The 24553-nt window shown below is 64.1% G+C and carries 22 protein-coding genes and 1 pseudogene; 12 read left to right on the top strand and 11 right to left on the bottom strand.

Features of this window, described 5'->3' with window-relative positions; all coding sequences use genetic code 11:
• Window positions 1-42 precede the first annotated feature (42 nt).
• From ACM42_RS36570 to ACM42_RS36555, 4 genes are all read right to left on the bottom strand, one after another.
• On the bottom strand, window positions 43-1116 hold the full coding sequence (locus tag ACM42_RS36570; RefSeq protein WP_035674391.1) for a branched-chain amino acid ABC transporter permease: 1074 nt from the start codon (window positions 1114-1116) through the stop codon (window positions 43-45).
• Between the two features lie 3 nt (window positions 1117-1119).
• Window positions 1120-2013, bottom strand: a complete 894-nt coding sequence (locus tag ACM42_RS36565) for a branched-chain amino acid ABC transporter permease (RefSeq protein ID WP_271533310.1) — start codon at window positions 2011-2013, stop codon at window positions 1120-1122.
• 130 nt (window positions 2014-2143) lie between these two features.
• Window positions 2144-4075 (bottom strand): long-chain fatty acid--CoA ligase, encoded by a 1932-nt coding sequence (locus ACM42_RS36560; protein ID WP_271533309.1) that lies wholly within the window; start codon window positions 4073-4075, stop codon window positions 2144-2146.
• On the bottom strand, window positions 4072-4893 hold the full coding sequence (locus ACM42_RS36555; RefSeq protein ID WP_271533308.1) for an ABC transporter ATP-binding protein: 822 nt from the start codon (window positions 4891-4893) through the stop codon (window positions 4072-4074). Before ACM42_RS36555 ends, ACM42_RS36560 begins: the two co-directional genes overlap by 4 nt.
• Window positions 4894-5228: 335 nt before the next feature.
• On the opposite strand from ACM42_RS36555, the gene ACM42_RS36550 reads away from it, so the two are divergent.
• Window positions 5229-5903, top strand: coding sequence for a Crp/Fnr family transcriptional regulator (locus ACM42_RS36550; protein ID WP_028181433.1), 675 nt, complete (start codon window positions 5229-5231; stop codon window positions 5901-5903).
• 12 nt (window positions 5904-5915) lie between these two features.
• Here the strand turns inward: ACM42_RS36550 and ACM42_RS36545 are convergent, their stop codons facing one another.
• Window positions 5916-7178, bottom strand: a complete 1263-nt coding sequence (locus tag ACM42_RS36545; RefSeq protein ID WP_271533307.1) for an MFS transporter — start codon at window positions 7176-7178, stop codon at window positions 5916-5918.
• Between the two features lie 124 nt (window positions 7179-7302).
• Window positions 7303-8145 (bottom strand): uroporphyrinogen-III synthase, encoded by an 843-nt coding sequence (locus ACM42_RS36540; protein ID WP_271533306.1) that lies wholly within the window; start codon window positions 8143-8145, stop codon window positions 7303-7305.
• A gap of 137 nt (window positions 8146-8282) precedes the next feature.
• Here ACM42_RS36540 and purU point away from each other — a divergent pair, with 137 nt between their 5' ends.
• Window positions 8283-9146 carry a formyltetrahydrofolate deformylase gene (gene purU / locus ACM42_RS36535; RefSeq protein WP_172785327.1) on the top strand — a complete coding sequence of 288 codons (864 nt, stop codon included), beginning with the start codon at window positions 8283-8285 and terminating at the stop codon, window positions 9144-9146.
• A 70-nt stretch (window positions 9147-9216) separates the two neighbouring features.
• On the opposite strand, the gene ACM42_RS36530 is transcribed toward purU, so the two are convergent.
• Window positions 9217-9501 (bottom strand): hypothetical protein, encoded by a 285-nt coding sequence (locus ACM42_RS36530; protein WP_271533305.1) that lies wholly within the window; start codon window positions 9499-9501, stop codon window positions 9217-9219.
• Between the two features lie 503 nt (window positions 9502-10004).
• On the opposite strand from ACM42_RS36530, the gene ACM42_RS36525 reads away from it, so the two are divergent.
• From ACM42_RS36525 to ACM42_RS36500, 6 genes are all read left to right on the top strand, one after another.
• Entirely contained in the window at window positions 10005-11195 is a 1191-nt protein-coding gene (locus ACM42_RS36525) for an ABC transporter substrate-binding protein (RefSeq protein ID WP_271533304.1), read from the top strand.
• 210 nt (window positions 11196-11405) lie between these two features.
• Window positions 11406-12275, top strand: a complete 870-nt coding sequence (locus ACM42_RS36520; RefSeq protein WP_028180555.1) for a branched-chain amino acid ABC transporter permease — start codon at window positions 11406-11408, stop codon at window positions 12273-12275.
• A gap of 8 nt (window positions 12276-12283) precedes the next feature.
• Window positions 12284-13312, top strand: coding sequence for a branched-chain amino acid ABC transporter permease (locus ACM42_RS36515; protein ID WP_271533303.1), 1029 nt, complete (start codon window positions 12284-12286; stop codon window positions 13310-13312).
• Window positions 13309-14064, top strand: a complete 756-nt coding sequence (locus tag ACM42_RS36510) for an ABC transporter ATP-binding protein (RefSeq protein WP_271533302.1) — start codon at window positions 13309-13311, stop codon at window positions 14062-14064. The genes ACM42_RS36515 and ACM42_RS36510 overlap by 4 nt, the downstream gene beginning before the upstream one ends.
• On the top strand, window positions 14057-14773 hold the full coding sequence (locus tag ACM42_RS36505; RefSeq protein WP_271533300.1) for an ABC transporter ATP-binding protein: 717 nt from the start codon (window positions 14057-14059) through the stop codon (window positions 14771-14773). The genes ACM42_RS36510 and ACM42_RS36505 overlap by 8 nt, the downstream gene beginning before the upstream one ends.
• A 73-nt stretch (window positions 14774-14846) precedes the next feature.
• A complete protein-coding gene (locus tag ACM42_RS36500) occupies window positions 14847-15965 on the top strand; it encodes a cobalamin-independent methionine synthase II family protein (protein ID WP_271533298.1) in 1119 nt (372 codons plus the stop codon).
• Between the two features lie 168 nt (window positions 15966-16133).
• On the opposite strand, the pseudogene ACM42_RS36495 reads toward ACM42_RS36500, so the two are convergent.
• Window positions 16134-16348 (bottom strand): annotated as a pseudogene (locus ACM42_RS36495) (caspase family protein); the annotation flags it as partial.
• Window positions 16349-16465: 117 nt separating this feature from the next.
• Between ACM42_RS36495 and ACM42_RS36490 the strand changes: the two are divergent.
• From ACM42_RS36490 to ACM42_RS36475, 4 genes are all read left to right on the top strand, one after another.
• The gene (locus ACM42_RS36490) at window positions 16466-17821 is read left to right on the top strand and encodes a hypothetical protein (RefSeq protein ID WP_271533725.1); all 1356 of its coding nucleotides are present in this window, start codon (window positions 16466-16468) and stop codon (window positions 17819-17821) included.
• A 60-nt stretch (window positions 17822-17881) separates the two neighbouring features.
• Window positions 17882-19078 carry a methionine adenosyltransferase gene (gene metK / locus ACM42_RS36485; protein ID WP_271533296.1) on the top strand — a complete coding sequence of 399 codons (1197 nt, stop codon included), beginning with the start codon at window positions 17882-17884 and terminating at the stop codon, window positions 19076-19078.
• A gap of 74 nt (window positions 19079-19152) precedes the next feature.
• Complete coding sequence (ahcY, locus tag ACM42_RS36480) at window positions 19153-20574, top strand: adenosylhomocysteinase (RefSeq protein WP_061878853.1); 1422 nt, start codon at window positions 19153-19155, stop codon at window positions 20572-20574.
• A gap of 159 nt (window positions 20575-20733) precedes the next feature.
• Window positions 20734-22194, top strand: coding sequence for a flavin-containing monooxygenase (locus tag ACM42_RS36475; protein WP_271533293.1), 1461 nt, complete (start codon window positions 20734-20736; stop codon window positions 22192-22194).
• Between the two features lie 18 nt (window positions 22195-22212).
• On the opposite strand, the gene ACM42_RS36470 is transcribed toward ACM42_RS36475, so the two are convergent.
• From ACM42_RS36470 to ACM42_RS36460, 3 genes are read right to left on the bottom strand one after another with little or no spacing between them, the layout of a single operon-like run.
• Window positions 22213-23442: a YbfB/YjiJ family MFS transporter gene (locus tag ACM42_RS36470; RefSeq protein WP_271533291.1), complete on the bottom strand. Its 1230-nt coding sequence runs from the start codon at window positions 23440-23442 to the stop codon at window positions 22213-22215.
• Window positions 23443-23472: 30 nt separating this feature from the next.
• Window positions 23473-23709: a tautomerase family protein gene (locus ACM42_RS36465; RefSeq protein ID WP_271533289.1), complete on the bottom strand. Its 237-nt coding sequence runs from the start codon at window positions 23707-23709 to the stop codon at window positions 23473-23475.
• 16 nt (window positions 23710-23725) lie between these two features.
• Window positions 23726-24436, bottom strand: coding sequence for an SDR family NAD(P)-dependent oxidoreductase (locus ACM42_RS36460; RefSeq protein ID WP_271533287.1), 711 nt, complete (start codon window positions 24434-24436; stop codon window positions 23726-23728).
• Between the last annotated feature and the right edge of the window lie 117 nt (window positions 24437-24553).

The raw sequence follows: 24553 nt of genomic DNA, 5'->3' as shown, positions 1-24553 counted from the left end.
GTCGGTTCCTCCTGTTTATTGTTTAAGTGAAGTTGCCCGCGCTCAATGCGAGAACGGGTAGAGTTTCCAATACGCCTTGATCTGCCGCCAGCGATGCGCGAGCCCGTCAGGCTCGAACATCAGGAATGCGATGATGATCACCCCGATCGCGATCTCGCGCAGGAAGGTGATGTTGTTGTTGAGCGAGAGCGCCTGGTCGATCGCGCCGCCCTTCAGATGATGGCTCAGCCACTCCATCGATTCCGGCAGCAGCACCACGAAGGCGGTACCCATCAGCGTGCCCATGATCGAGCCAGTGCCGCCGATGATGATCATGGCGAGGAACAGGATCGAACGCTCGATGCCGAAACCCTCCTGCGACACCACGAGCTGGTAATGCGCATAGAGCGCGCCGGCGATGCCGGCGAAGAAGGCGGCTAGCCCGAACGACAGCGTCCGGTACTTGGTGAGGTTGATGCCCATGATCTCGGCGGAGAGATAGTGGTCGCGGATCGCCACCAGCGCGCGGCCGTCACGGGTGCGCATCAGATTGGTGACGAGGACGTAGCTCACCAGCACATAGGCCAGCACGACGTAGAAGTACTGCCGGTCGCCGCGCAGCGTATAGCCGAAGATCGAGAAGGGCGCGGCGCTCGCCGGCACCGAGCCGCCGGAGAACCATTCGGCGCGCGAGAAGAAGTCGAGCAGGATGTACTGCGCAGCCAGCGTCGCAATGACGAGGTAGAGACCTTTCAGCCGCGCCGCCGGAATGCCGAAGATCAGCCCGACCAGCGCAGTGACGATGCCGGCGAGCGGAATTGCGAAGAACACCGGGATCGGCGCGTTGTTGGAAATGTAGGCGGAGGTAAATGCGCCGAGCAGGAAGAAGGCGGCGTGCCCGATCGAGATCTGCCCGGTGAAGCCGACCAGGATATTGAGCCCGAGCGCCGCGATCGAGAAGATGCCGATCTGGATCAGGATGCTGAGCCAATAGCCGCTGAAGAATTGCGGCGCCAGACACAGCAGCAGCACACCTGCGATGGCGAAGTTGCGGCTGGTCGCGGTCGGGAAGATCGTGGTGTCGGCCGCGTAGGAGGTGCGGAAGTCACCAGCGGGAATGAGGGCAGGGCCGGCCATGGGTCAGATCCGTTCGATGTCGTGGGTGCCGAACAGCCCGTAGGGCTTGATCATCAGCACGATGATGAGGACGTAGAACGGTGCGATCTCGTAGAGATTGCCCCAGTGCAGATACTCGCTGTCGACGTATTGCGCGACGTTCTCGAGCAGGCCGATGATGATGCCGCCGAGCACCGCGCCGCCAACGGAATCGAGGCCGCCGAGGATCGCCGCCGGGAATACCTTGATGCCGTAGGCGGCAAGGCCCGAGGACACGCCGTTCACGACTGCGACGACGACGCCGGCGACCGCCGATACCGTCGCCGAGATGGCCCAGGCCATCGCGAACACGCTCTTGACGGAGATGCCGAGCGACTGCGCGACCTGCTGGTTGAACGCGGTGGCGCGCATCGCCAGGCCGTATTTGGAGGCGCGGAAGAACCAGGCCATGCCGATCATCATGGCGACCGAGACGACGAGGCTCATGACATAGACGGTCTGGATCTGGAGCCCGAACAGGCTGACCGACTGGCTCTCGAAAATGCGCGGGAACGGCTGTGGATTGACGCCGAACATCCACTTCAGCGTCGCCTGCAGCACGGTGGAGAGGCCGATCGTCACCATGATCACCGAGATGATGGGCTCGCCGATCATCGGACGCAGGATCAGCACCTGGATCGCGATGCCGAACACGAACATGAACACCAGTGTGATCGGCATGCCGATCCAGAACGGCACCTGGTATTTCGCCAGCAGCGCCCAGCACACCCAGGCGCCGACCAGCAGCAATTCGCCTTGCGCGAAATTGACGACCTGCGTCGCCTTGTAGATCAGCACGAACGACATCGCGACCACGCCGTAGAGCGTGCCGACCACGAGGCCATTGACCAGGAGCTGAATGAGGAAGGCCGTGTTCATGTGATCTGCTGTCCTTCGCCTCTCCCCGCCTGCGGGGAGAGTCCGGCGCGCGGAACGCGCGGCGGGTGAGGGGGAGTCTCCGCATGCGAGGTGCTGAGGCGAAGAGCTGGGGCGTGCCGTTCTGCCTGGCTCATTCCGCCGCCTCCGCCATGTGCCCATGGCCGCCGAGGTCCACCACACGCAACGTGGTGCGTACCCGCTGCGTGGTGCCGTCCTGGAAGCGGATCACGGTGTCCACGGGAATATCCGCGACGCCGCGGTAGATGGCGTCGATGATGCCTTCGTATTTCTCGTTGATGACGCTGCGGCGGACCTTTCTGGTCCTCGTAAGCTCGCCATCGTCGGCATCGAGCTCCTTGTAGAGCAGCAGAAAGCGCGAGATGCGCTGGGCCGGCGGCAGCGTGGCGTTGACGGTCTCGACCTCCTTCTGCAGCAGCGCGTAAACCTCGGGACGCGAGGCGAGATCGCTGTAGGTCGTGAACGAGAGCCGGTTCTTTTCCGCCCATTTCGAGATGATGGAATAGCGGATGCAGATCATCGCCGCGAGTGCGTCGCGACCGGCGCCCAGCACCACGGCCTCCGCGATATAGGGCGAGAATTTCAGCTTGTTCTCGATGAATTGCGGCGAGAAGCGTTCGCCGCGCGAGGTCTCGGCGAGATCCTTGATGCGGTCGATGACGACGAGCTGCTGGTCGGCATTGAAATATCCGGCGTCGCCGGAGCACATCCAGCCGTCCTTGATGTCGGCGACGCTGGCCTCGGGATTCTTGTAATAGCCGAGGAACATGTTGGGATGCCGCACCACGATCTCACCGACGCCGTGGACGTCGGCATTGTCGATGCGGATCTCGATGCTGTCGGCCATCGGCACGCCCGTCGTGTCGGGATCGACCTTGCCGTCGGGATGCAGCGTATAGGCCCCCAGCAGCTCGGTCTGGCCGTACAGCGTGCGCAGCGGCACGCCCATGGCTTGGAAGAATTTGAAGGTTTCGGGGCCGAGCGCTGCGCCGCCGGTCGCGGCCGACCGCAGGCGGGTGAAGCCGAGGCGGTCGCGCAGCGCTCGGAACAGGATCGCGTCGGCAAAGGCCGAGCGCTTGCCCTGTTCGAGCGCGGCGAGACCCGACTTCATGCCGATGTCGAACAGGCGCTGCTTGAAGGGCGTCGCATCCATCACCTTGGCGCGGACGTCGGCAGCGATCGATTCCCAAACACGTGGGGCAAAGAGCACGAAGGTCGGCGCGATCTCGCGCAGATCGTTCATCATCGTGTCGGGCTCTTCGACGAAGTTGATCTTCATCCGGCACAACAGGCCTTTGCCGAGCACGTAGACCTGCTCCATGATCCAGGGCAGCGGCAGCACCGAGACGTATTCGTCATCGGGTCCCTTCGGATCGAAGGCGAGATACGTCGCGCAATGGCCCAGCACGCGCCCGGCCGCGAGCATCGCGAGTTTCGGATGCGAGGTAGTACCTGACGTCGTGCAGAGGATCGCGACGTCCTCGCCCTTGGTGGCATCGACCAGCCTGTCGTAGAGCTCCGGCTCCCGCGCAGCACGTGCCCGGCCGAGCTCGGCAAACTTCTCCGCCGACATCAGCCTCGGGTCGTCATATTTCCGCATGCCGCGCGGGTCGGAATAGATGATGTGCTTCAGCTTGGGCGCGCGCTCGGCAAGGGTGAGAAGCTTGTCGACCTGCTCCTCGTCCTCGGCAAAGACGAGCTGCGCCTCGCCATAGTTGAGAAGATAGGAGGCCTCCTCGTCCAGCACGTCGCGATAGAGCCCGAGGCTCAGTCCACCGATCGCGTGGGTCGCGACTTCCGCCGCGATCCAGTCCGGCCGGTTGTCGCCGATGATGCCGATGACATCACCGCGAGCGAGGCCGAGCTCGACCAGGCCAAGCGCGAAATCGCGCACCCGTGCCTGGTAGTCGTTCCAGGTAAAAATGCGCCAGAGCCCGAGATCCTTCTCGCGTAATGCGATCTCGTTGCCGTGCTCCTTCGCGTTGAGCCGGAGCATTTTCGGATAAGTGTCGGCCTGCGCGACGCGGCCAGCATAATCCATCATGCCGCGCTCTCCTGCGCCGGCGGTGCGTCGTCGGGATCGACCAGCACCTCGTCCTCCTCGCCGAGATAGGCGCGCCTGACGTGGGGATCGGCGAGCACGGCGGCCGGATCGCCTTCGGCGATCTTCTTGCCGAAATCCAGCACCATGACGCGATGGGAGATGTCCATCACCACGCCCATGTCGTGCTCGATCATCACCACCGTCATCCCGAACTCCTCGTTGAGATCGACGATGTAGCGGGCCATGTCCTCCTTCTCCTCGAAGTTCATGCCGGCCATGGGTTCGTCGAGGAGAATGAGACGCGGCTCCAGCGCCATGGCGCGGGCGAGCTCGACGCGCTTGCGCAGGCCGTAGGAGAGCGTGCCCGCGGTCGTCTTGCGCACCGACTGCAGGTCGAGGAAGTCGATGATCTCCTCGACCTTGCGGCGGTGCTCGAGCTCCTCCTTGCGCGCGCCGGTGAGCCAATACAGCGAGCCCGTCAGGAAATTGTTCTTCAGGAGATGATGGCGGCCGACCATGATGTTGTCGAGCACGCTCATATGGTGGAACAGCGCCAGGTTCTGGAAGGTGCGGCCGATGCCGAGCGAGGCGCGGGCATTCGGCGTCAAACCGGTGATGTCGCGGCCTTGGTAGAAGAGCTGGCCTTCGGTCGGCTTGTAGCGGCCGGAAATACAGTTCACGATCGAGGTCTTGCCGGCGCCGTTGGGGCCGATGATCGAGAACAGCTCGCCCTCCCTGATGGCGAAGCCGACGTCGGTCAGCGCTCGAACACCGCCGAATCGCAAGGACACGCCGCGCACTTCAAGACTGGTAGCCACCAAACGAATCCCTCCCGGTCATGGCGCATTTCAGCGGCGCTCTTCGTCCGTTCTGTCGAGCGATCCTAGTACGGCGGTGACGGTGAGGCCATGCATCAGATGGTCTCGACCGGAGCCGCGCACTCTCGTTCCCGTTTGGGATCGAAAGCCGTATCGCCCGAGGTGGTTCTCAATAGGGGAAAGCGCTATTTTGAAATGTCTCCCGGCTGACAATTCTGCGACAAAGTTTGCAGGGCGGCAGCGGCGTTCATCTTTGGTCGAATGGCGGTCGAAACCATCATGTTGCAATGCAGCAGAAGGCGGAGTGTCGAAACGGTGCGGCTGGCCGCGAGATCATGATTTCAGAAGATCATCTGAAGCGCGTCGCCGCCTGGTCGCGCGAACTCACACAAGCGGAGATCGAGGTCGCGCGTGCCGGAATCACGGAGCGGTCCTACGGCACCGGCGAGACCGTGTTCATGCGCGGTGACATTTTTGCCTATTGGGCCGGCATGGTGAGTGGTCTGGCCCGCATGGGCGGGGTCTCGCGCGACGGCAAGGAGACCAGCCTTGCCGGGCTGACGGCAGGGGCCTGGTTTGGCGAGGGCAGCGTGCTCAAGAACGAGCCGCGCCGCTATGACGTGGTCGCGCTGCGCGACAGCCGGGTCGCGCTGATGGAGCGCAGTGCCTTCATGTGGCTGTTCGAGAACAGCGTCGGCTTCAACCGCTTTCTGGTGCGCCAGCTCAACGAGCGGCTCGGCCAGTTCATCGGCATGCTCGAGGTCAACCGCACCCTGGATGCCACCGCGCGCCTCGCCCGCAGCATTGCTTCGCTGTTCAACCCGATCCTCTATCCCGAATCGACCACCCATCTGGAGATCACCCAGGAGGAGATCGGGGCGCTCTCCGGCATGTCCCGCCAGAACGCCAACCGCGCGCTGAACCGACTGGAGAAAGAGGGGCTGCTGCGGCTGGAGTACGGCGGCGTCACCATCCTCGATATCGAGCGGCTGCGCGGGTACGGGGATTAGGGTGGATATTCGTCACCGCGCATTGGCGGGGGCATGGACTGGCCAGAGGTCGGCGCGCCAACGCACCGCGATCGCCAGCATCGCAACGAAGCCCGCGGCGGCATAGAGCGAGCCCGTCGCGGAATAGCCGATGACGTCGATCAGGCTGCCGGCCGCGAGCAATCCGATCGGCAAGCCATAGATCACCATCATGCGCACGCCCATGACGCGGCCTCGCAGATGTGCGCTCGCGGTGCGCATCAGAATGACGGCTGCCGAGATCATCGACATGCTCTGGGCGATGCCGGCGAGAACGAGGCAGGCCATCGCCACCGGCATGGTCCTGACCTCGACGAATACCAGCAGCATGGCGTACCAGGCCAGCGTCGCGCCGATCAGAAGCCGGGCAATGCGCACGCCACTGACCAGGCTGAGCGTGATGGAGCCGATCAGCGAGCCGACGGCGAAGCTTGCCGAGAGATAACCGAGGCCGGTCTGGTCGGTGTGAAAGATCTCCCGCGCGATGTAGGGCAACAATCCGCCAGTGAAGGGAAATGCGGTGAGATTGGCCAGGAAGGCGACGCACAGCGCCGCGCGCATTCCCGGGCCGTTCCAAGCATAGACGATGCCTTCCTTCAGGTCGCCCAGCAACCTCGAAACGGCGTGGCCGTTCGCCGGCAGATTGCTCGTGGTGACCGACCTTTCCGGCCGTGTCAGGCAGAGCATCAGAAGCGCAGCCACGAGGTAGAGTCCGGCAATCGCCACATACACGAGCCCAATGCCAAGGACTGCGAACAGCCCGGCGCCAGTCAACGCCCCGGCGATGCGGGCGCTGTCCTGGGTCGTGCGCGCAACGCTGATGGCCCCCACCAATTGCTCGGGCGGCATGATCTCGGCAAGCAGCGCGCCCCGGACGCCGAGATCCGAAGGGCGGATCAAGCCCATGATCGCGACGATGATCATGACGCTCAGCGGTGACAGGTGACCGGTCAGCGCCAGGACCATGATGGTCGACGAGAGCGCAGTATAGGCAAGACGCATGACGACCAGGAGATCGCGATGACCCATGCGGTCGCCGATCATGCCGAACACGGGCGCGACCAATGTTCCGACGAACTGGAGTGAAGCAAGCACGGTGAGCAACAGCACCGAGCCGGTTTCGACAATGATGTACCAGCCGAGCACCAGCGTCTCGACTTCGAAGGCCCAGGAGGTGAGCAGGTCGGACGGCCACTGGAAACGATAGTTGCGGATGCGGAATGGCGCGAGCGCCGAAGGTCGTGCGGTGGCGCTCACGACGCGATGACGCGTGTCACGGCGATTCCCTTGCCCTTGTTGTTTCTTCTTGCGGTCGCGCAACCTAGCGCTGGCGATGCTTGTGTCAATCGCGGCCGCCGCAGGCCGCCCCCGCGCTCGGCTCTTAGCTCGCTGAGGCTCTCGGCTTCCGCTCCGCCAGCGCCGCGGCCATCGCCGAGATCAGCGGACGCATGAAGTACGCTTCATCCGCCGGCGAGACGTCCGTGCGCAGACCGTGCGCGGCGAGTTCACCGGAGACCGCCGGCCCCACCGAGGCGATCAACGTCCGTTCGAGGCCTGTACGCAGTTTCGCTTCGGCGCCATGCGCTCTCGCGGCCTCCATCAGGCGGCGGACCTGGCCGAGATTGGTCAGCGCGATGGAATTGATCCGCCCGGAGGCCATGTCGTCGATGGCGGCGACGATGTTCGCATCCGCTGCCTTGGAATCGTAGACATAGGGCAGCACGGTGTCGACGGCGGCGCCTTGCGCGGCCAGCGCGCCGGTCAGCGCGCCGTGATCCTTGTCCGGATAGAGCTGGAGACCGAGGCGTCGTCCTTTCAGGTCGAGCCTGGCCAGCATTTCGATCACGCCCTCGGTGGTCGGCTTCTCCGTGGTCTGCTGTGCCTCGAGACCGATCTCGCGAAGCGCCTTGCCGGGCTTCGGGCCCCGGGTGAATTTTCGCGCTTTGGCGAGTGCCGCGACAAGGGCGGTGTCGAGCCCGCGGGCGCCGGCGAGTTTCATGATCCGACGCAGGCCTTCGCCCGTCATCAGCACGAGATCGTCGAAGGGCCCGTCGATGGCACGGCGGATCCAGGCCTCCACCGGAGCCGGGTCCGGCGCGTCATGGATGGTGAACATCGGGCACTGCACGACCTCGGCGCCTTGCTCGACCAGAAGCTTCGAAAACTGCGCCTCCTCCCGCGTTTCCAGAATTAAGATGCGGTAGCCGTTCAAGCGGTCGGCCATGGGTATGCTCCGGTCATGGATTGCAATCGTCCGTTCATCCTGACTCTGCGCCCGGGATTGGCGCAAGGGCGGGGTCGGTGCTAGAGCAGGGCGCAAATTGCGGATAGTTCCGCTGCACAAACCTTCATCAAGAGCCAATGCCCGACCATCAATATGTCCTGACCCTGTCCTGTCCGGATCGCCCCGGCATCGTCTCGGCGGTGTCGACGTTCCTTGCCCACAACGGACAGAACATCCTCGACGCCCAGCAGTTCGACGACGTCGAGACCAAGAAGTTCTTCATGCGAGTGGTGTTCACCGCGGCCGATCTCGCTGTGGAATTGTCGGCGCTGCAGACCGGCTTTGCCGCGATCGCGGAGCGTTTCGGCATGGAGTGGCAGATGCGCGACCGCGCCGCACATCGCAAGGTGATGCTGCTGGTCTCGAAGTCCGACCATTGCCTGGTCGACATCCTCTACCGCTGGCGCACCGGCGAGCTGCCGATGGTCCCGACCGCGATCGTCTCCAACCATCCGCGCGAGGTCTATGCCGGGCTCGATTTCGGCGGCATCCCGTTCCACCATCTGCCTGTCACCAAGGAGACCAAGCGCGAGCAGGAAGCGCAGATCATGGACCTCGTCGGCAAGACGAAGACCGATCTGGTGGTGCTCGCCCGCTACATGCAGATTTTGTCGGACGATCTGTCGGCAAAGCTGTCGGGGCGCTGCATCAACATCCACCACTCGTTCCTGCCGGGCTTCAAGGGCGCCAAGCCCTATCACCAGGCCCATGAGCGCGGCGTCAAGCTGATCGGCGCGACTGCGCATTACGTGACGCGCGACCTCGACGAGGGCCCGATCATCGATCAGGACGTCGAGCGCATCAGCCATCGCGACACGCCGGAAGATCTGGTCCGGAAGGGTCGCGACATCGAGCGCCGCGTGCTGGCACGGGCCATCCGCTACCATCTCGACGATCGCGTCATCCTCAACGGCCGCAAGACGGTGGTGTTCGTGGATTAGCGAATGGGGAGTGGCGAGTAGCGAATGGACAAGGGGAATATTCGCCACTCCCTATTCGCCATTCGCTCCGTTAGCGCACCGGGCTCCCCGATGTCGTCCCCGTTGCACCCTTCTGGGCCTGCTCTTCCTTCTCGCGATCCGCGGCCGGCAGCAGGCGCTTGCGTTCGCGTTCCTTCATGTAGGCGTCGTATTGCGGCGTGCCCGGTCGCGGCGGAGCATCGGCGGGCAGGCCGCCGGCCCATTGCGGGACGTAGTCGCCCATGCCGGCGGAGAGTTTTTCGTTGACCGTCCCGCAGCCGGACAGCCCCGCGGCGAGCGCAACGAGGACGAGGGCGGAACGAAAAGTCTTGGGCATGGTGTGCGCGTTCGGTCATTGGACGCCAGCTCGGGCCGGCGCGAATAGGAGTAGCCTTCAACAAGGTAAAATAGACTTATTCGAGGTAGGTAATTTGCTACCGAATTGCGACCGGGTGGGGCGCGGAGATGTACAGATTCTGCAAAAGAAAGGCGAAATCCTCCATGCACGCGATCCATCGCATTTCTGGACTTGGTGCAAGGCTCGCGACAACATGGCTTGGTCCGCGGGCAGGGGTTTTCGTTGACAAGTCCATTTTGTTTGTACATTCGTACAAATGAAGGCGGTCACGAGCGGGTTGCTTGAGCTGCTCCGACGCAATCGTAGTACCGCGTCCGGTCGACAGGTTGCGCCGAAGGGCCGCCGAACGTCCGATTGACAAGCAGGGCGCGAAAGACGCCCATGTGGCGCCCGAGAGCGCTCGCGCGCGGTATAAGATCAAGGCAAGGGCCGGGCACTCGGTCCAGGGCACAAGAGTCAGGAATGAAGGGGAGGGACATCTGATGTTCGAACGCAAACGACTGTCGCACAAGGCGACTTGGGCCGCCGCCGTTGCGGCCATTGCAGGCCTTGCCGGCCTCGCGCCTGCGAAGGCCCAGGACAGCGTCAAGATCGGTCTGATCCTGCCGATGACCGGCGGCCAGGCTTCGACCGGCAAGCAGATCGAGAACGCGATCAAGCTCTACATGCAGCAGAAGGGCGATACCGTCGCCGGCAAGAAGATCGAGATCATCGTCAAGGACGATGCTGCGATCCCGGACAAGACCAAGACCGCCGCGCAGGAACTGATCGTCAACGACAAGGTCAACTTCATCGCCGGCTTCGGCGTGACGCCGGCCGCGCTTGCTGCCGCACCGCTCGCCACGCAGGCCAAGATTCCGGAGATCGTGATGGCAGCCGGCACTTCCATCATCACTGAGCGCTCGCCCTATATCGTGCGCACCAGCTTCACGCTGGCGCAGTCCTCGACCATCATCGGCGACTGGGCGGTGAAGAACGGCATCAAGAAGGTCGCGACGCTGACTTCGGACTACGCGCCGGGCAATGACGCGCTCAACTTCTTCAAGCAGCATTTCACGGCCGGCGGCGGCGAGGTGGTCGAAGAGGTCAAGGTACCGCTGCAAAATCCTGACTTCGCGCCGTTCCTCCAGCGCATGAAGGACGCCAAGCCCGACGCGATCTTCGTGTTCGTGCCGGCGGGCCAGGGCGGCAACTTCATGAAACAGTATGCCGAGCGCGGCCTTGACAAGGCCGGCATCAAGGTGATCGGACCCGGCGACGTCACCGATGACGACCTGCTCAACAACATGGGCGATGCCGTGCTCGGCACCGTCACCGCGCACCTCTATTCTGCGGCGCATCCCTCGCAGATGAACAAGGATTTCGTCGCAGCCTACAAGAAGGCCTTCGGCAACCGTCCGGGCTTCATGGCCGTGGGCGGCTATGACGGCATCCATCTGATCTACGAGGCGCTGAAGAAGACCGGCGGCGACACGGACGGCACCAAGCTTGTCGAGGCCATGAAGGGGATGAAGTGGGAAAGCCCGCGCGGCCCGATCTCGATCGATCCCGAGACCCGTGACATCGTGCAGAACATCTACATCCGCAAGGTCGAGAAGGTCGACGGCGAACTCTACAACGTCGAGTTCGCAACCTTCGAAGCCGTCAAGGACCTCGGCAAGACCAAGAAGTGACGCGCGAAAGCGCGTCATCCCGGCCTCTCTCGGCATGCTCGCCTTACCTCTCCCGTTTGCGGGAGAGGTCGGCGCGAAGCGCCGGGTGAGGGCTCTCTCCTCTGGGGGAGTCTTCGTTGTTGAAGCACCCTCTCCCCAACCCTTTCCTGCAAGCGGGAGAGGGAGTGCAGCACTGCCCTTGGCCACACTTGAGATGACCCTCGACTGCTGATGACCGCAATCCTCACCAACCTGTTCGACGGCGTTGCCTACGGCATGCTGTTGTTCGTGCTCGCCTGCGGGCTCGCGGTCACGCTCGGCCTGATGAACTTCGTCAATCTCGCCCATGGCGCCTTCGCCATGGCCGGCGGCTACGTCTGCATGGTGCTGGTCAACCGGATGGGCTGGCCGTTCTTTGCCGCGCTGCCACTCGCTTTCGTCTCTGCAGCCGCAATCGGCATCGTGCTCGAACGCACGCTGTACCGCCACCTCTATGCGCGCAGCCATCTCGACCAGGTTCTGTTCACGATCGGCCTGACCTTCATGTCGGTGGCGGCCGTGGACTACATCCAGGGCTCCTCGCGCGTCTTCATCAATTTGCCGGCCGCGCTCCAGGGCCAGTTCGACTTGTTCGGCGTCGGCATCGGCCGCTACCGGCTGATGATCATCGTGATCTGCGGCCTGCTCACCATCGCGCTTCAGATGGTGCTGGCCAAGACGCGCTTCGGCAGCCGCCTGCGCGCCGCGGTCGATGACCCGCGCGCCGCCAGCGGCCTCGGCATCAACGTGCCGCAGGTGTTCGCCTTCACGTTCGCCTTCGGATGCGGGCTTGCCGGCCTCGGCGGCGCGCTCAGCGCCGAGATCCTCGGCCTCGACCCGTATTTTCCGCTGAAGTTCATGATCTACTTCCTGATCGTGGTCACCGTGGGCGGTTCTTCTTCGATCACCGGCCCGTTCCTGGCATCGCTCCTGCTCGGCATCGGCGACGTCGCCGGCAAATATTACGTGCCGAAGATGGGGCCGTTCGTGATCTACACCATGATGATCGTGATCCTGATCTGGCGCCCGAACGGCCTGTTCGGCCGCACGGCCGCGCGTTGAGTTCGCCGATGAGCGCCGCTTTCGACGTCGGTTATCACGCCCAGCGCCAAGCGCGTTGGCACTATGGCGAAATCGCCTTCTGGCTGATCGTGCTGGCCTGCGGTTTCGCCTTTCCCTCGCGCTATCTGATCATGACCGACATCCTGCGGCTGGCGCTGTTCACGATGTCGCTCGATCTCATCCTCGGCTACGCCGGCATCGTCTCGCTCGGCCACGCCGCCTTCTTCGGGGTCGGCGCCTATGCCGCGGGACTGCTTGCCTTGCACGGCATCGTCACCGAGCCCGTGCTGGCACTGATCGTCGCCGGCCTTGCCGCGATGGTGCTCGGCTTTGCCACCAGCTTCCTGGTGATCCGCGGCGTCGATCTGACGCGCCTGATGGTCACGCTCGGAATCGCGCTGCTGCTGGAAGCGCTCGCCGAGCGCTTCTCCAACATCACCGGCGGCACTGACGGCCTGCAGGGCATCGAGATGCAGCCGATCTTCGGCGAGATCCCGTTCGACATGTTCGGCAAGACCGGCTTCTTCTATTCGCTGGCTGTCCTTTTTCTGCTGTTCCTATTCGCCCGCCGCGTCGTGCACTCGCCGTTCGGCCTGTCGCTGCGGGCGATCAAGAACAATCCGCTTCGGGCGGCCGCCATCGGCATTCCGGTCAACCGCCGCCTGATCGCGATCTACACACTGGCTGCGTTCTATGCCGGCATCGCGGGCGCACTGTTCACCCAGACCACCGCGATCGCCTCGCTCGATGTGTTCGCCTTCGAGCGCTCGGCCGATCTGATGCTGGTGCTCGTCATCGGTGGCACCGGCTATCTCTATGGCGGGCTGATCGGCGCGGTGGTGTTCCGCATGCTCCAGGAATTGTTCTCCACCATCACGCCGCAATACTGGCAGTTCTGGATCGGCCTCGTGCTGGTCGTGATCGTGCTGGTCGGCCGCCAGCGGCTGCATCGCTGGGTGCTGTATGTGCCGAATCTGGTGATCAAGCAGATCGCCGGGCGCAAGGCCGTGGTCGCCGTGCCGGAGAGCGACGCATGACCATCGCGCTCGAAACGAAGAATCTCGAAAAGCAGTTCGGCGGCCTGCGCGTCACCCGCGATTTGTCCTTGAGGATCGAGCAGGGCGCCCGCCACGCGCTGATCGGACCGAACGGTGCCGGCAAGACCACCGTCATCAACCAGCTCACCGGGGTGCTCAAGCCGAACTCCGGCCGCATCCTGCTCGAAGGCCAGGACATCACTGATCTGCCGGTGCACAAGCGCGTGCTGCGCGGCCTGTCGCGCACCTTCCAGATCAACCAGCTCTATCCCGACCTGACCCCACTCGAGACCATTGGCCTTGCCGTTTCCGAACGTCTCGGCCATGGCGGCGACTGGTGGCGGCGCATGGGCACGCGCAATGACGTCAATGACGAGATTGCCGAACTGCTGGCGCGCTTCCATCTCCTCGACGTCATGAACGAACAGACCGTGACGCTGCCCTACGGCAAGCAGCGCCTGCTCGAGATCGCGGTGGCGATCGCCGCCAAACCCCGCGTGCTGCTGCTCGATGAGCCCGCCGCCGGCGTGCCCGAGAGCGAGCGCCATGACATTCTCGCCGTCGTCGGCGCGCTGCCGCGCGACGTCACCGTGCTTCTGATCGAGCACGACATGGATCTCGTGTTCTCCTTTGCCGACCGCATCTCGGTGCTGGTCTCGGGCGCGCTGCTCACCGAGGGACCGCCCGAGCAGGTCGCGCGTGATCCGCAGGTGAAGGCTGTCTATCTCGGCGAGGAGGCGGTCAATGTCTGACCTGCTCGCGATCGATTCCCTGCGCGCCGGCTATGGCGAGGCGGTGGTCCTGCCCAACATGTCCCTGCGCCTCGCCGAGGGCCAGGTACTGGCGCTGCTCGGCCGCAACGGCACCGGCAAGACCACGCTGATCAACTCCATCGTCGGCGTCACCCGCCGCTTCTCCGGCTCGATCGCGCTCGCCGGCGCCGACGTCACGACGCTGCGTCCCGACCAGCGGGCCCGTGCCGGCATCGGCTGGGTGCCGCAGGAGCGCAACATCTTCCGCTCGCTGACGGTGGAAGAGAACATGACGGCGGTGGCGCAGCCCGGCCCCTGGATCGTCGAGAAGGTCTACGAGATGTTCCCGCGGCTGAAGGAGCGGCGCAGCAATTTCGGCAACCAGCTCTCCGGCGGAGAGCAGCAGATGCTGGCGATCGGCCGCGCGCTGACCCTCAATCCGAAGGTCCTGCTGCTGGACGAGCCGACCGAGGGACTCGCCCCCATCATCGTCGAGGAGCTGCTCAAGGCGATCGGGACCATCACCCGGGCGGGCGGCATCTGCTCGATCATCGTCGAGCAGAATGCCCAAAAGATTCTGGGGCTCGCCGATCGCGTTGTGATATTGGAGCGCGGAACGATCGTCCACGACGCCCCGAGTGCCGCGCTGAAGGCCGACCCCTCGGTCCTGGAACGCCACCTCGGCGTCGCAGGGGCAGCGGTCCACTGATTTCTTCGCTTCTCGCCGCTTGCGGGGAGAAGGAGTACAACGAGCGCCGACTGAAATTTCGGGAGAAACAGAAATGCAGCGAACCAGAGCCCCCTTCCGCGCCGACGAGGTCGGCAGTCTCCTGCGTCCGGCCAAGATCAAGGAGGCGCGCGCCAGGCTCGAGAAGGGCGAGATCTCGGCGGACGATCTGCGCAAGATCGAGGATTTGGAGATCGAGAAGGTCGTGCACAAGCAGGCCTCGATTGGCCTGAAGCTCGCGACCGACGGCGAATTCCGCCGCTCCTGGTGGCATTTCGACTTCCTGGCCAAGCTCACCGGCTGCGAGCTGTTCCACCCCGACACCGGCATCCAGTTCGCGGGCGTGCAGACCCGCCACGATGCGGTCCGTGTCATCGGCAAGCTCGACTTCCCCGACAACCACCCGATGCTGGATCACTTCCGCTTCCTGAAGAAGTACGCCGACCAGGCCCACGTCACCGCCAAGATGACGATCCCTTCGCCTGCGGTGCTCCACTTCCGCGGCGGCCGCAAGTCGATCTCCAAGGACGTCTATCCCGATCTCGATGCGTTCTACGAGGATCTCGGCAAGACCTACCGCAAGGTGGTGAAGGCCTTCTATGACGCCGGCTGCCGCTATCTCCAGTTCGACGATACTGTCTGGGCCTATCTCTGCTCGCAGGACGAACTGCAGAAGGCGCGTGAGCGCGGCGACAATCCCGACGGTCTCCAGCAGATCTATGCGCGCATCATCAACTACGCGCTGGCCGAAAAGCCAGCCGACATGGTGGTGACGACGCATGTCTGCCGCGGCAATTTCCGCTCCACCTGGATCTCCTCGGGCGGCTACGAGCCGGTCGCCGAGACCATGCTCGCCGGCACCAATTACGACGGCTATTTCCTCGAATACGACAGCGACCGCGCCGGCGGCTTCGAGCCGCTGCGCTTCCTGCCCAAGGGCAACAAGGTCGTCGTGGTCGGCGTCATCACCTCGAAGTTCGGTGAGCTCGAGAAGAAGGACGACATCAAGCGCCGCCTGGAAGAAGCTGCCAAGTTTGCCCCGCTGGAGCAGCTCGCACTCTCGCCGCAATGCGGCTTTGCCTCGACGGAAGAGGGCAACGTCCTCTCCGAGGAGGAGCAATGGGCCAAGCTCAGCCTTGCGGTCGAGATCGCGAAGGAAGTGTGGGGCCAGTAAGTCTCCGCAGCTAAGGCTCACGCGTGTCCCGGACGCGCTGCAACGCTCTTGCGTTGCTGCGCAGAGCCGGGACCGATGCTGCTCGACTTGCTCGTCGGAGATATGGGCCCCGGCTCTGCAGCGCACCGATGAAGAAGCGCTGCGCTGCGTCCGGGGCACGAGAGCATCTCACCTCTCCGCCAGGTAGACCTCGCCCAGCAGCGGCGCGTTCGACCACGGCACCTGCTTGTTCTTGGTGCTCGACACCAACCTCAGCCCGCACCCGCGCCAACATCTCCTGCGCCTCCACGCCGGGCGTGCCGACATGGCGCGAGAGCGGCGGAGCACCGGGAGCTCGTGCCTTCGCCGTCGGGTGGGACCTCGCCTGGCGCGGTCGCGTAGCCCATCAGCGGCGGCTCGCCGCGGACGGATCGAGGCGCCGGACGTATGCGCTATTCCCCGAGTGGGCAGAATTTGCTAAGACACGGAACCCAACCTGCCTGCCCACTGTGTCCCACCCCATGAAGAACGACGAAATCCTGAGCCAGATCACGGAGTTCTGCCGCAAGGCGGACATGGCGGAATCGACGTTCGGCCGGCGCGCGGTGAATGATGGGAAGCTCGTGCATCGCCTGCGCGAGGGAAAACGCATCACCATCGACACGCTGGAGCGGATCCAGGCCTATATGGCCGCATCGATCGTCGGCGGCATGCCGCCGCCGCGGGGACTTCAGGTCCCGCCCGAAAAGCGCGATCCACGCGGCAATTTCCGGTTCTTCGAGAACCGCCAGAAATACCTGCTGTTCGTCCACACCTGCAGCGAAAAGCGAGTGATCGCAGACAGGGTCGCGCTGGAACTGGCCTCCATCCATCCGCGCCCGCCGGCCTTGCGCCTGTTCGATGCCGGCGTCGGCGACGGCACGGTACTGGCGCGGGTGTTGCGCGCAACGCATCAGCGCTTTCCGCACATGCCGTTCTATGTCGCCGGCAAGGAGCTCAGTCTGGAGGACCTGCGCCTGACGCTGGAAAAGGTGCCGGATCGCATTTTCGAGCATCCGGCATCGGTATTCGTCTTCACCAACATGTTTTACGCGGAGGCGCCCTGGCTCACGCCGGCATCGCCGGCTGCAGCGGCCGCTACCGTCTGGCACGAGGTGCCGCTCCGCGGCGCTTCGTCGGGCGAGTTCGAGCAGCAGATCGCGGAGCTGAGGCCGTTCCTGGAGCAGAACTGGCGCGCCGCGATCAGCCCCCGCACCGCCATGCCGCTCTACGAGCGGCCCGTCGTCCTCGTGCTCTATCGCGAGGACCACAGGTTTCTTCTGGATGCGACCATTCCGCGGCCGGGCCAGGCCGAGGCCAATTTCGACCTCGTCATCGCTTCCCAGCCCTACCGGGCCCTGTCCTCGGTCAATTTCCGGGCCAAACGCATCATTGCCCCCCTGGCGCGGGCGCTTCGACCGGGGGGGCGGCTGATCGGAATCCACTCCCATGGCCAGGATCCGGGCATGGAAATGATCCAGGCGATCTGGCCTGGAGAAAACCCTTTCTCAGTGAGCCGTCATGAGCTATTGCGCGCAATTAAGTATGAACTTGGATCGGTGGGCCGCGACTTAAATTTTAATGCCTACGCGGACAACCGTTCGATCTTCAGGTATGATATGGAAGCTCTGCCCAACGAGGTCACGGGCACTATCGGAACCTCGACGGCCTTTGCAGCGTGGAATGCGGCAGTGTATGTCGCTCAGATTGAGGACGACCGGTTGACGGAAATGACTCAAAACAGCCGCACCCTGGACGCCGCCAGGGACGTGCTGCGAAAGTACAATGGGCTCTGGTTTCTCGACGAATCCTACGTCATCTCGCGCCGGCGTGATTGACATCATTAAAGGTAAACATCGCAAACGCCCGCCGGCTAGCGGCGGAACAAGGGGTTACTGATGCGCGCGTCCTATCTCTTCACCAGCGAGTCCGTGTCCGAGGGCCATCCGGACAAGGTCTGTGACCGGATCTCCGACGAGATCGTCGACCTGTTCTATCGTGAAGGGCCGAAGGCGGGCATCGATCCGTGGGACATCCGCGCCGCCTGCGAGACGCTCGCGACCACCAACAAGGTGGTGATCGCCGGCGAGACCCGCGGTCCGAAGTCGGTGACCAACGAGCAGATCGAGAGCGTCGTCCGGGGCGCGATCAAGGACATCGGCTACGAGCAGGAGGGCTTTCACTGGAAGACCTGCGACATCGAAATCCTCCTGCATCCGCAGTCGGCCGACATCGCTCAGGGCGTGGACGCGCTTCAGCCGGGCGAGGTCAAGGAAGAAGGCGCGGGCGACCAGGGCATCATGTTCGGTTACGCTACCAACGAGACGCCCGATCTGATGCCGGCGCCGATCTTCTACGCCCACAAGATCCTGCGCCTGATCTCCGAAGCCCGTCACTCCGGCAAGGAGAAGGTGCTGGGCCCGGATTCCAAGAGCCAGGTCACCGTGCAGTACGAGAACGGCAAGCCGGTCGGCGTGCGCGAGATCGTGGTGTCGCACCAGCATCTGGTCGAGGATATCTCGTCCAAGCAGATCCGCGACATCGTCGAGCCCTATGTGCGCGAGGCGCTGCCGAACGACTGGATCACGCCAAAGACGATCTGGCACATCAACCCGACCGGCAAGTTCTTCATCGGCGGTCCTGATGGTGACACCGGTCTCACCGGCCGCAAGATCATCGTCGACACCTATGGTGGCGCGGCCCCGCATGGCGGCGGCGCGTTCTCCGGCAAGGATCCGACCAAGGTCGACCGTTCGGCTGCGTATGCGGCGCGCTACGTCGCCAAGAACATCGTCGCCGCCGGTCTCGCCGACCGGTGCACGCTCCAGCTCGCCTACGCCATCGGCGTGGCGCGTCCGCTGTCGATCTACATCGACACCCACGGCACCGGTAAGGTGTCGGAGGACCAGCTCGAGAAGGCGGCGGCGCAGGCGATGGATCTCACGCCGCGCGGCATCCGCAGCCATCTCGACCTCAACCGTCCGATCTACGCTCGTACCTCGGCCTACGGTCATTTCGGCCGCACGCCCGACAACGAGGGCGGCTTCTCCTGGGAGAAGACCGACCTCGTCGAGCAGCTCAAGCGCGCGCTCTAATTCTCTTGTGTCATTCCGGGTTCGCTTGTTTCGCGAGCGCCCCGGAATGACCAGCCAACAAACAGGAACCCCCTATGAACGCGAAGCCCGGCTTCACCGATTACATCGTCAAGGACATTTCGCTCGCCGATTTCGGCCGCAAGGAGATCTCGCTCGCCGAGACCGAGATGCCCGGCCTGATGGCCACCCGCGAGGAGTACGGGCCGAAGCAGCCGCTGAAGGGCGCGCGCATCGCCGGCTCGCTTCACATGACGATCCAGACCGCGGTGCTGATCGAGACGCTGGCAGCGCTCGGCGCAGACATCCGCTGGGTCTCCTGCAACATTTATTCGACGCAAGACCACGCCGCGGCCGCGATCGCCGCCGCCGGCATTCCCGTGTTCGCAGTCAAGGGCGAGACGCTGACCGAATACTGGGACTACACCGCAAAGCTGTTCGACTGGCATGGTGGCGGCACGCCGAACATGATCCTCGATGATGGCGGCGATGCCACCATGCTGGTGCATGCCGGCGTCCGCGCCGAGAAGGGCGACACCGCTTTCCTCGACAAGCCGGGTTCGGAGGAAGAGGAGATCTTCTACGCGCTGGTCAAGCGCCTGCTGAAAGAGAAGCCGAAGGGCTATTTCGGCGAGATCGCCAAGAACATCAAGGGCGTCTCCGAAGAGACCACCACGGGCGTGCATCGCCTCTACGAGATGGCCAACAAGGGTACGCTCCTGTTCCCCGCCATCAACGTCAACGACAGCGTCACCAAGTCAAAGTTCGACAACCTCTATGGCTGCCGTGAATCGCTGGTCGACGGCATCCGCCGTGGTACCGACGTGATGCTGTCGGGCAAGGTGGCGATGGTCGCGGGCTTCGGCGACGTCGGCAAGGGCTCGGCGGCCTCGCTGCGTCAGGCCGGCTGCCGCGTCATGGTGTCGGAAGTCGATCCGATCTGCGCGCTGCAGGCTGCGATGGAGGGCTACGAGGTCGTGACCATGGAAGACGCCGCGCCTCGCGCCGACATCTTCGTCACCGCCACGGGCAACAAGGACATCATCACCATCGAGCACATGCGCGCGATGAAGGATCGCGCCATCGTCTGCAATATCGGTCACTTCGACAACGAGATCCAGATCGCGGCGCTCCGCAATCTGAAGTGGACCAACATCAAGCCGCAGGTCGACGAGATCGAGTTCCCCGACAAGCACCGCATCATCATGCTGTCGGAAGGCCGCCTCGTGAACCTCGGCAACGCCATGGGCCATCCGTCCTTCGTGATGTCGGCGTCCTTCACCAACCAGACGCTGGCGCAGATCGAGCTGTTCGCCAACAACAAGGACGGCAAGTACGAGAAGAAGGTCTACGTGCTGCCGAAGACGCTCGACGAGAAGGTCGCGCGCCTGCATCTCGCCAAGATCGGCGTCAAGCTCACCGAGCTGCGCAAGGACCAGGCCGACTACATCGGCGTCAAGCAGGAAGGCCCGTACAAATCGGACCACTACCGGTACTGACCTGCTGGTTCGATCGATCTCGACGCGAAGCCCCGGAGCGATCCGGGGCTTCGTTGTTTCGGCGCATGGAATTCGGTTCGCTTTTCAGTTGCTGCACGGCTGATTGCCGATTGACGGCCAGCAGCGGCGGGCGGACACTCGCCGGCGGCGGAGGAAACCATGCAATCAGAACATTTCGACGTGCTGATCGTCGGTGCCGGCCTGTCGGGCATCGGCGCGGGCTATCATCTGCAGACCAAGTGTCCGACCAAGAGCTACGTCATCCTCGAGGGCCGCGACTGCATCGGCGGCACCTGGGACCTGTTCCGCTATCCCGGCATCCGTTCCGACAGCGACATGTTCACGCTCGGCTACTCCTTCAAGCCGTGGACCGATCCGAAGGCGATCGCCGACGGGCCGCAGATCCTGAACTATGTGCGCGAGACCGCGGCCGAGAACGGCATCGACAGGCACATCCGTTTTCGCCATCGCGTCAAGCGCGCGGCCTGGTCGACACCGGACGCGCGCTGGACGGTGGAAGCCGAGCGCATCTCGGGCGAGGGCGCGACCGAGCTCGTGCGGTTCACCTGCAATTTCTTATTTCTGTGCTCGGGCTACTACAAATACGAAGCGGGCTACACGCCGGAGTTCAAGGGCACCGCGGAATTCGCCGGCCGCATCGTGCATCCCCAGAAATGGACCGAGGACATCGACTACGCGGGCAAGCGCGTCGTCGTGATCGGCTCGGGCGCCACTGCGGTGACCCTCGTGCCGGAGCTGGCCAAGAAGGCGGCGCAGGTCACCATGCTCCAGCGTTCGCCGACCTATGTGGTGTCGCGCCCGGCGCAGGATCCTCTCGCCAACAAATTGCGCCGCAATTTGCCGGCGCAGCTCGCCTATCATCTGATCCGCTGGCGCAACGTGATGTGGGGGATGTTCTTCTTCCAGCTCAGCCGGCGCCGGCCCGCCAAGGTCAGGGACCTCATCCTGAAGGGCGTCCGCATGGCGCTCGGCCCTGACTACGACGTCGCGACCCATTTCACGCCGCGCTACAATCCCTGGGACCAGCGGCTATGCCTTGTTCCCGACGGCGATCTGTTCAAGGCGATACGCGAGCAGCGCGCCTCCGTCGTCACCAGCGAGATCGATACGTTCACACGCGACGGCATCCGTCTGAAGGACGGCCGCGAGCTTGCAGCCGACATCATCGTGACGGCGACCGGGCTGGTGCTCCAGGTCGTCGGCGGTCTCGAGGTCAGTGTCGACGGCCGCACCGTCGATTTCGCCAATACGCTGACCTACAAGGGCATGATGTATGCCGACGTGCCCAACATGGCTTCGGCGCTCGGCTACACCAATGCATCCTGGACGCTGAAATGCGATCTCACCTGCGAATATGTCTGCCGGCTCATCAACTACATGGACCGGCATAATTTCCGCCAGTGCATGCCTCACAATGACGACCCCGAGATTACCGCGCAGCCCTCGCTCGATTTCACCTCGGGCTACGTGCAGCGCTCGGTCGCAAATCTGCCGAAGCAGGGTTCCAAGCGGCCGTGGCGGCTGCATCAGAACTACGCGCTCGACATCGTCTCCCTGCGCTTCGGCCGGATCGACGACGGCGTGATGCAGTATTCCTGATCGCGCCGTCGCTCGCCTCTATGCCTTGCGCGTGGTGAGCGCGAACCCGAGATCGATCGCGAGCGCCAGCACCACGGCGCCGCCGCCGAGGCCGAACAGCACCAGATAGTCGCCGCCCGTCTGGGCGTAGATCCAGGAGAAGCCGTAAGCGGCGGCCGCCTGGAACAGCGCAAAGCTGGTGGTGGCATGGCTCCATATCGCGCGTTGCTGCTGGCTGGAGTGAGGCACGAGCTCATGGATGCGACCCAGGACCAGCGGCACGATGCCCGGCGTGAAGCCGCCGACCACGACGCTCGACACGATCAATGAAACCGGCGCGGTGCTGACGGTTGGCAGCAGCACGGCGGCCGCCTCGATCAGGTAGGCCGCGCGCAGCGCGGGGCCGAAACCCGAGCGGTCACCGAGATGACCAGTGACCAGCGGGCCGACGATCGCGCCGAGGCCGTACAGCACCCAATAGCGCGATCCCGCGGCAATGCCCTGGCCGAGGCCGCGCGCCACGAAGTCGACGATGAACACCATGTGCGGCACCAGCGCCACCGCATTGAGGCCGTACTGGACCAGTAGCGCGCGGGCGGCCGGCAAGGCGTGATGGGGCTTGGCTTGATGCGAAGGCGCAGCATCGGCCCTGGTTTCAGCAGGCCAGTTCCACCAACTCGCGAGCGTGAGCAGGGCGGAGAGCACGCCGAGACCATACCAGCTCTGCTGCAAACCCTGTTGCAGCAACAATGGCACCAGCGTGCCCGATGCCGCTACGCCGAGGCCGACGCCGGCGAAGATCACACCACCGACGATGCCGCGCCGCGCGGCCGAGGTATGCGGTAGAATGACGGACGCCGCCAGCACCATGATGATGCCGCCGGTGAGACCGGCCAGGAAGCGCCACGCGAAGAACCAGCTGAACGACAACGGAGCCGAGCTGGCGAAGAAGGAGACGGTGGCGAGCAGCATCATCGCCCGTAGCGCGCGGACCGCGCCGATGCGGGTGGCAAGCGCTCGTGCTGCGAGCGCGCCGGCGAGATAGCCGGCGAGGTTCGCAGCGCCGAGATAGACGACGTCGGATGCGCTGAACCATTTTGCGGCGATCAAAGCCGGGATCAGGGGCGTGTAGGAAAAGCGAGCGAGGCCAAGCCCGACCAGCGATGCGGACAAACCCGCCACGGCGTATCGCCAGGTCGTTCGTGAGGACGAGCCCGGCCGCGGTTGCGGACGGGTCTCGACGTGTCGCTTCGTGTCTGCGCTGGTCATGTCATCCTCCTGCGCACAAAGGTGCGCGGATCATCCTGCCTGGGCGATGCGGCGACGCCTGAATTCCTGCACCGGCAGGCCGCCCCAGCCCCAATTGTCGGTGTCCACTTCCTCGATCACCACAAAGGTGGAATCGAGCGGCTTGCCGAGCACATCGAGCAGGAGCTGGCTCGAACCCTTGATCAGCGCGGCCTTCTCCTCCGCCGTGAGCGATGCCGCTCCCGGCGTCGTTCCCTCGCGGGTGACTTGAATGGTGACGATGGGCATCGTGCTTCTCCTCGTCTCAATGGCCGGCGCTCTGGCCGCCGTCGACATGCAGGATCTCGCCGGTAACGAAGGAGGCCCCCTCGAGATAGAGGACCGCATCGACGATGTCGGACATCTCGCCCATATGACCGACCGGGTGCAGCGCGCTGAGCTGCGCATGCGTCGCGACCGGATGCATGGGCGACTTGATGATGCCGGGTGAGACCGCGTTCACGCGGATGCTGCGCTTGGCGTATTCGATCGCGAGCGATTTGGTCGCAGCGTTCAGCCCGCCCTTGCTCAGCGAGGCCAGCACAGATGGCACGTTGGAATTGGCCTGATCCGCCAGCGTGGTCGTGATCTGCACCACGTGGCCGGACCCTTGCCTCTCCATCTCGGCGATGGCGAGTTGCGTGATGTTGAAGAAGCCCGCGACGTTCGTTCCCATCACCGCCGCATAGTCCTCGGCCGTGTATTGCGTGAACGGCTTTGCGACGAAGATGCCGGCGTTGTTGACCAGCGTGTCGACCCGGCCGAAGCGGGCGATCGCCTGCGAGACTACGCGCTCGGCAGTGGAACGGTCGGCGATGTCGCCGGGAACGGCGAGGACATCATCGTCGCCAGACGGCTTGATGGAGCGCGCCGTAGCGACGACGCGGTAGTTGCGATCGCGAAAACCCTGCACCAGTGCGGCGCCGATGCCCTGCGATGCACCGGTGACGATGGCGACCTTCTGCTCGATACCCATGATGGGCTCCTGTTGTTGGCTTTGAGACCTGCGCCAGCAGCGGCTGGCTTGCGTGCTGAGGTACGCCGCGGCGGCCCGGTCGCGAATAGCCGCCGTCCGGCACACACTCTTTCGCCG

It is taken from the genome of Bradyrhizobium sp. CCBAU 25338 (assembly GCF_028128965.1).
GTDB classification, from domain to species: Bacteria; Pseudomonadota; Alphaproteobacteria; order Rhizobiales; family Xanthobacteraceae; genus Bradyrhizobium; species Bradyrhizobium liaoningense.
This window is presented reverse-complemented; position numbering and strand designations above follow the sequence as displayed.

Coding starts and splice junctions, on each gene's coding strand:
- ACM42_RS36570 (WP_035674391.1), bottom strand. CDS start 1,116: ATGGCCGGCCCTGCCCTCATTCCCGCTGGTGACTTCCGCACCTCCTAC.
- ACM42_RS36565 (WP_271533310.1), bottom strand. CDS start 2,013: ATGAACACGGCCTTCCTCATTCAGCTCCTGGTCAATGGCCTCGTGGTC.
- ACM42_RS36560 (WP_271533309.1), bottom strand. CDS start 4,075: ATGATGGATTATGCTGGCCGCGTCGCGCAGGCCGACACTTATCCGAAA.
- ACM42_RS36550 (WP_028181433.1), top strand. CDS start 5,229: ATGATTTCAGAAGATCATCTGAAGCGCGTCGCCGCCTGGTCGCGCGAA.
- ACM42_RS36540 (WP_271533306.1), bottom strand. CDS start 8,145: ATGGCCGACCGCTTGAACGGCTACCGCATCTTAATTCTGGAAACGCGG.
- purU (WP_172785327.1), top strand. CDS start 8,283: ATGCCCGACCATCAATATGTCCTGACCCTGTCCTGTCCGGATCGCCCC.
- ACM42_RS36530 (WP_271533305.1), bottom strand. CDS start 9,501: ATGCCCAAGACTTTTCGTTCCGCCCTCGTCCTCGTTGCGCTCGCCGCG.
- ACM42_RS36525 (WP_271533304.1), top strand. CDS start 10,005: ATGTTCGAACGCAAACGACTGTCGCACAAGGCGACTTGGGCCGCCGCC.
- ACM42_RS36520 (WP_028180555.1), top strand. CDS start 11,406: ATGACCGCAATCCTCACCAACCTGTTCGACGGCGTTGCCTACGGCATG.
- ACM42_RS36515 (WP_271533303.1), top strand. CDS start 12,284: ATGAGCGCCGCTTTCGACGTCGGTTATCACGCCCAGCGCCAAGCGCGT.
- ACM42_RS36510 (WP_271533302.1), top strand. CDS start 13,309: ATGACCATCGCGCTCGAAACGAAGAATCTCGAAAAGCAGTTCGGCGGC.
- ACM42_RS36505 (WP_271533300.1), top strand. CDS start 14,057: ATGTCTGACCTGCTCGCGATCGATTCCCTGCGCGCCGGCTATGGCGAG.
- ACM42_RS36500 (WP_271533298.1), top strand. CDS start 14,847: ATGCAGCGAACCAGAGCCCCCTTCCGCGCCGACGAGGTCGGCAGTCTC.
- ACM42_RS36490 (WP_271533725.1), top strand. CDS start 16,466: ATGAAGAACGACGAAATCCTGAGCCAGATCACGGAGTTCTGCCGCAAG.
- metK (WP_271533296.1), top strand. CDS start 17,882: ATGCGCGCGTCCTATCTCTTCACCAGCGAGTCCGTGTCCGAGGGCCAT.
- ahcY (WP_061878853.1), top strand. CDS start 19,153: ATGAACGCGAAGCCCGGCTTCACCGATTACATCGTCAAGGACATTTCG.
- ACM42_RS36475 (WP_271533293.1), top strand. CDS start 20,734: ATGCAATCAGAACATTTCGACGTGCTGATCGTCGGTGCCGGCCTGTCG.
- ACM42_RS36470 (WP_271533291.1), bottom strand. CDS start 23,442: ATGACCAGCGCAGACACGAAGCGACACGTCGAGACCCGTCCGCAACCG.
- ACM42_RS36465 (WP_271533289.1), bottom strand. CDS start 23,709: ATGCCCATCGTCACCATTCAAGTCACCCGCGAGGGAACGACGCCGGGA.
- ACM42_RS36460 (WP_271533287.1), bottom strand. CDS start 24,436: ATGGGTATCGAGCAGAAGGTCGCCATCGTCACCGGTGCATCGCAGGGC.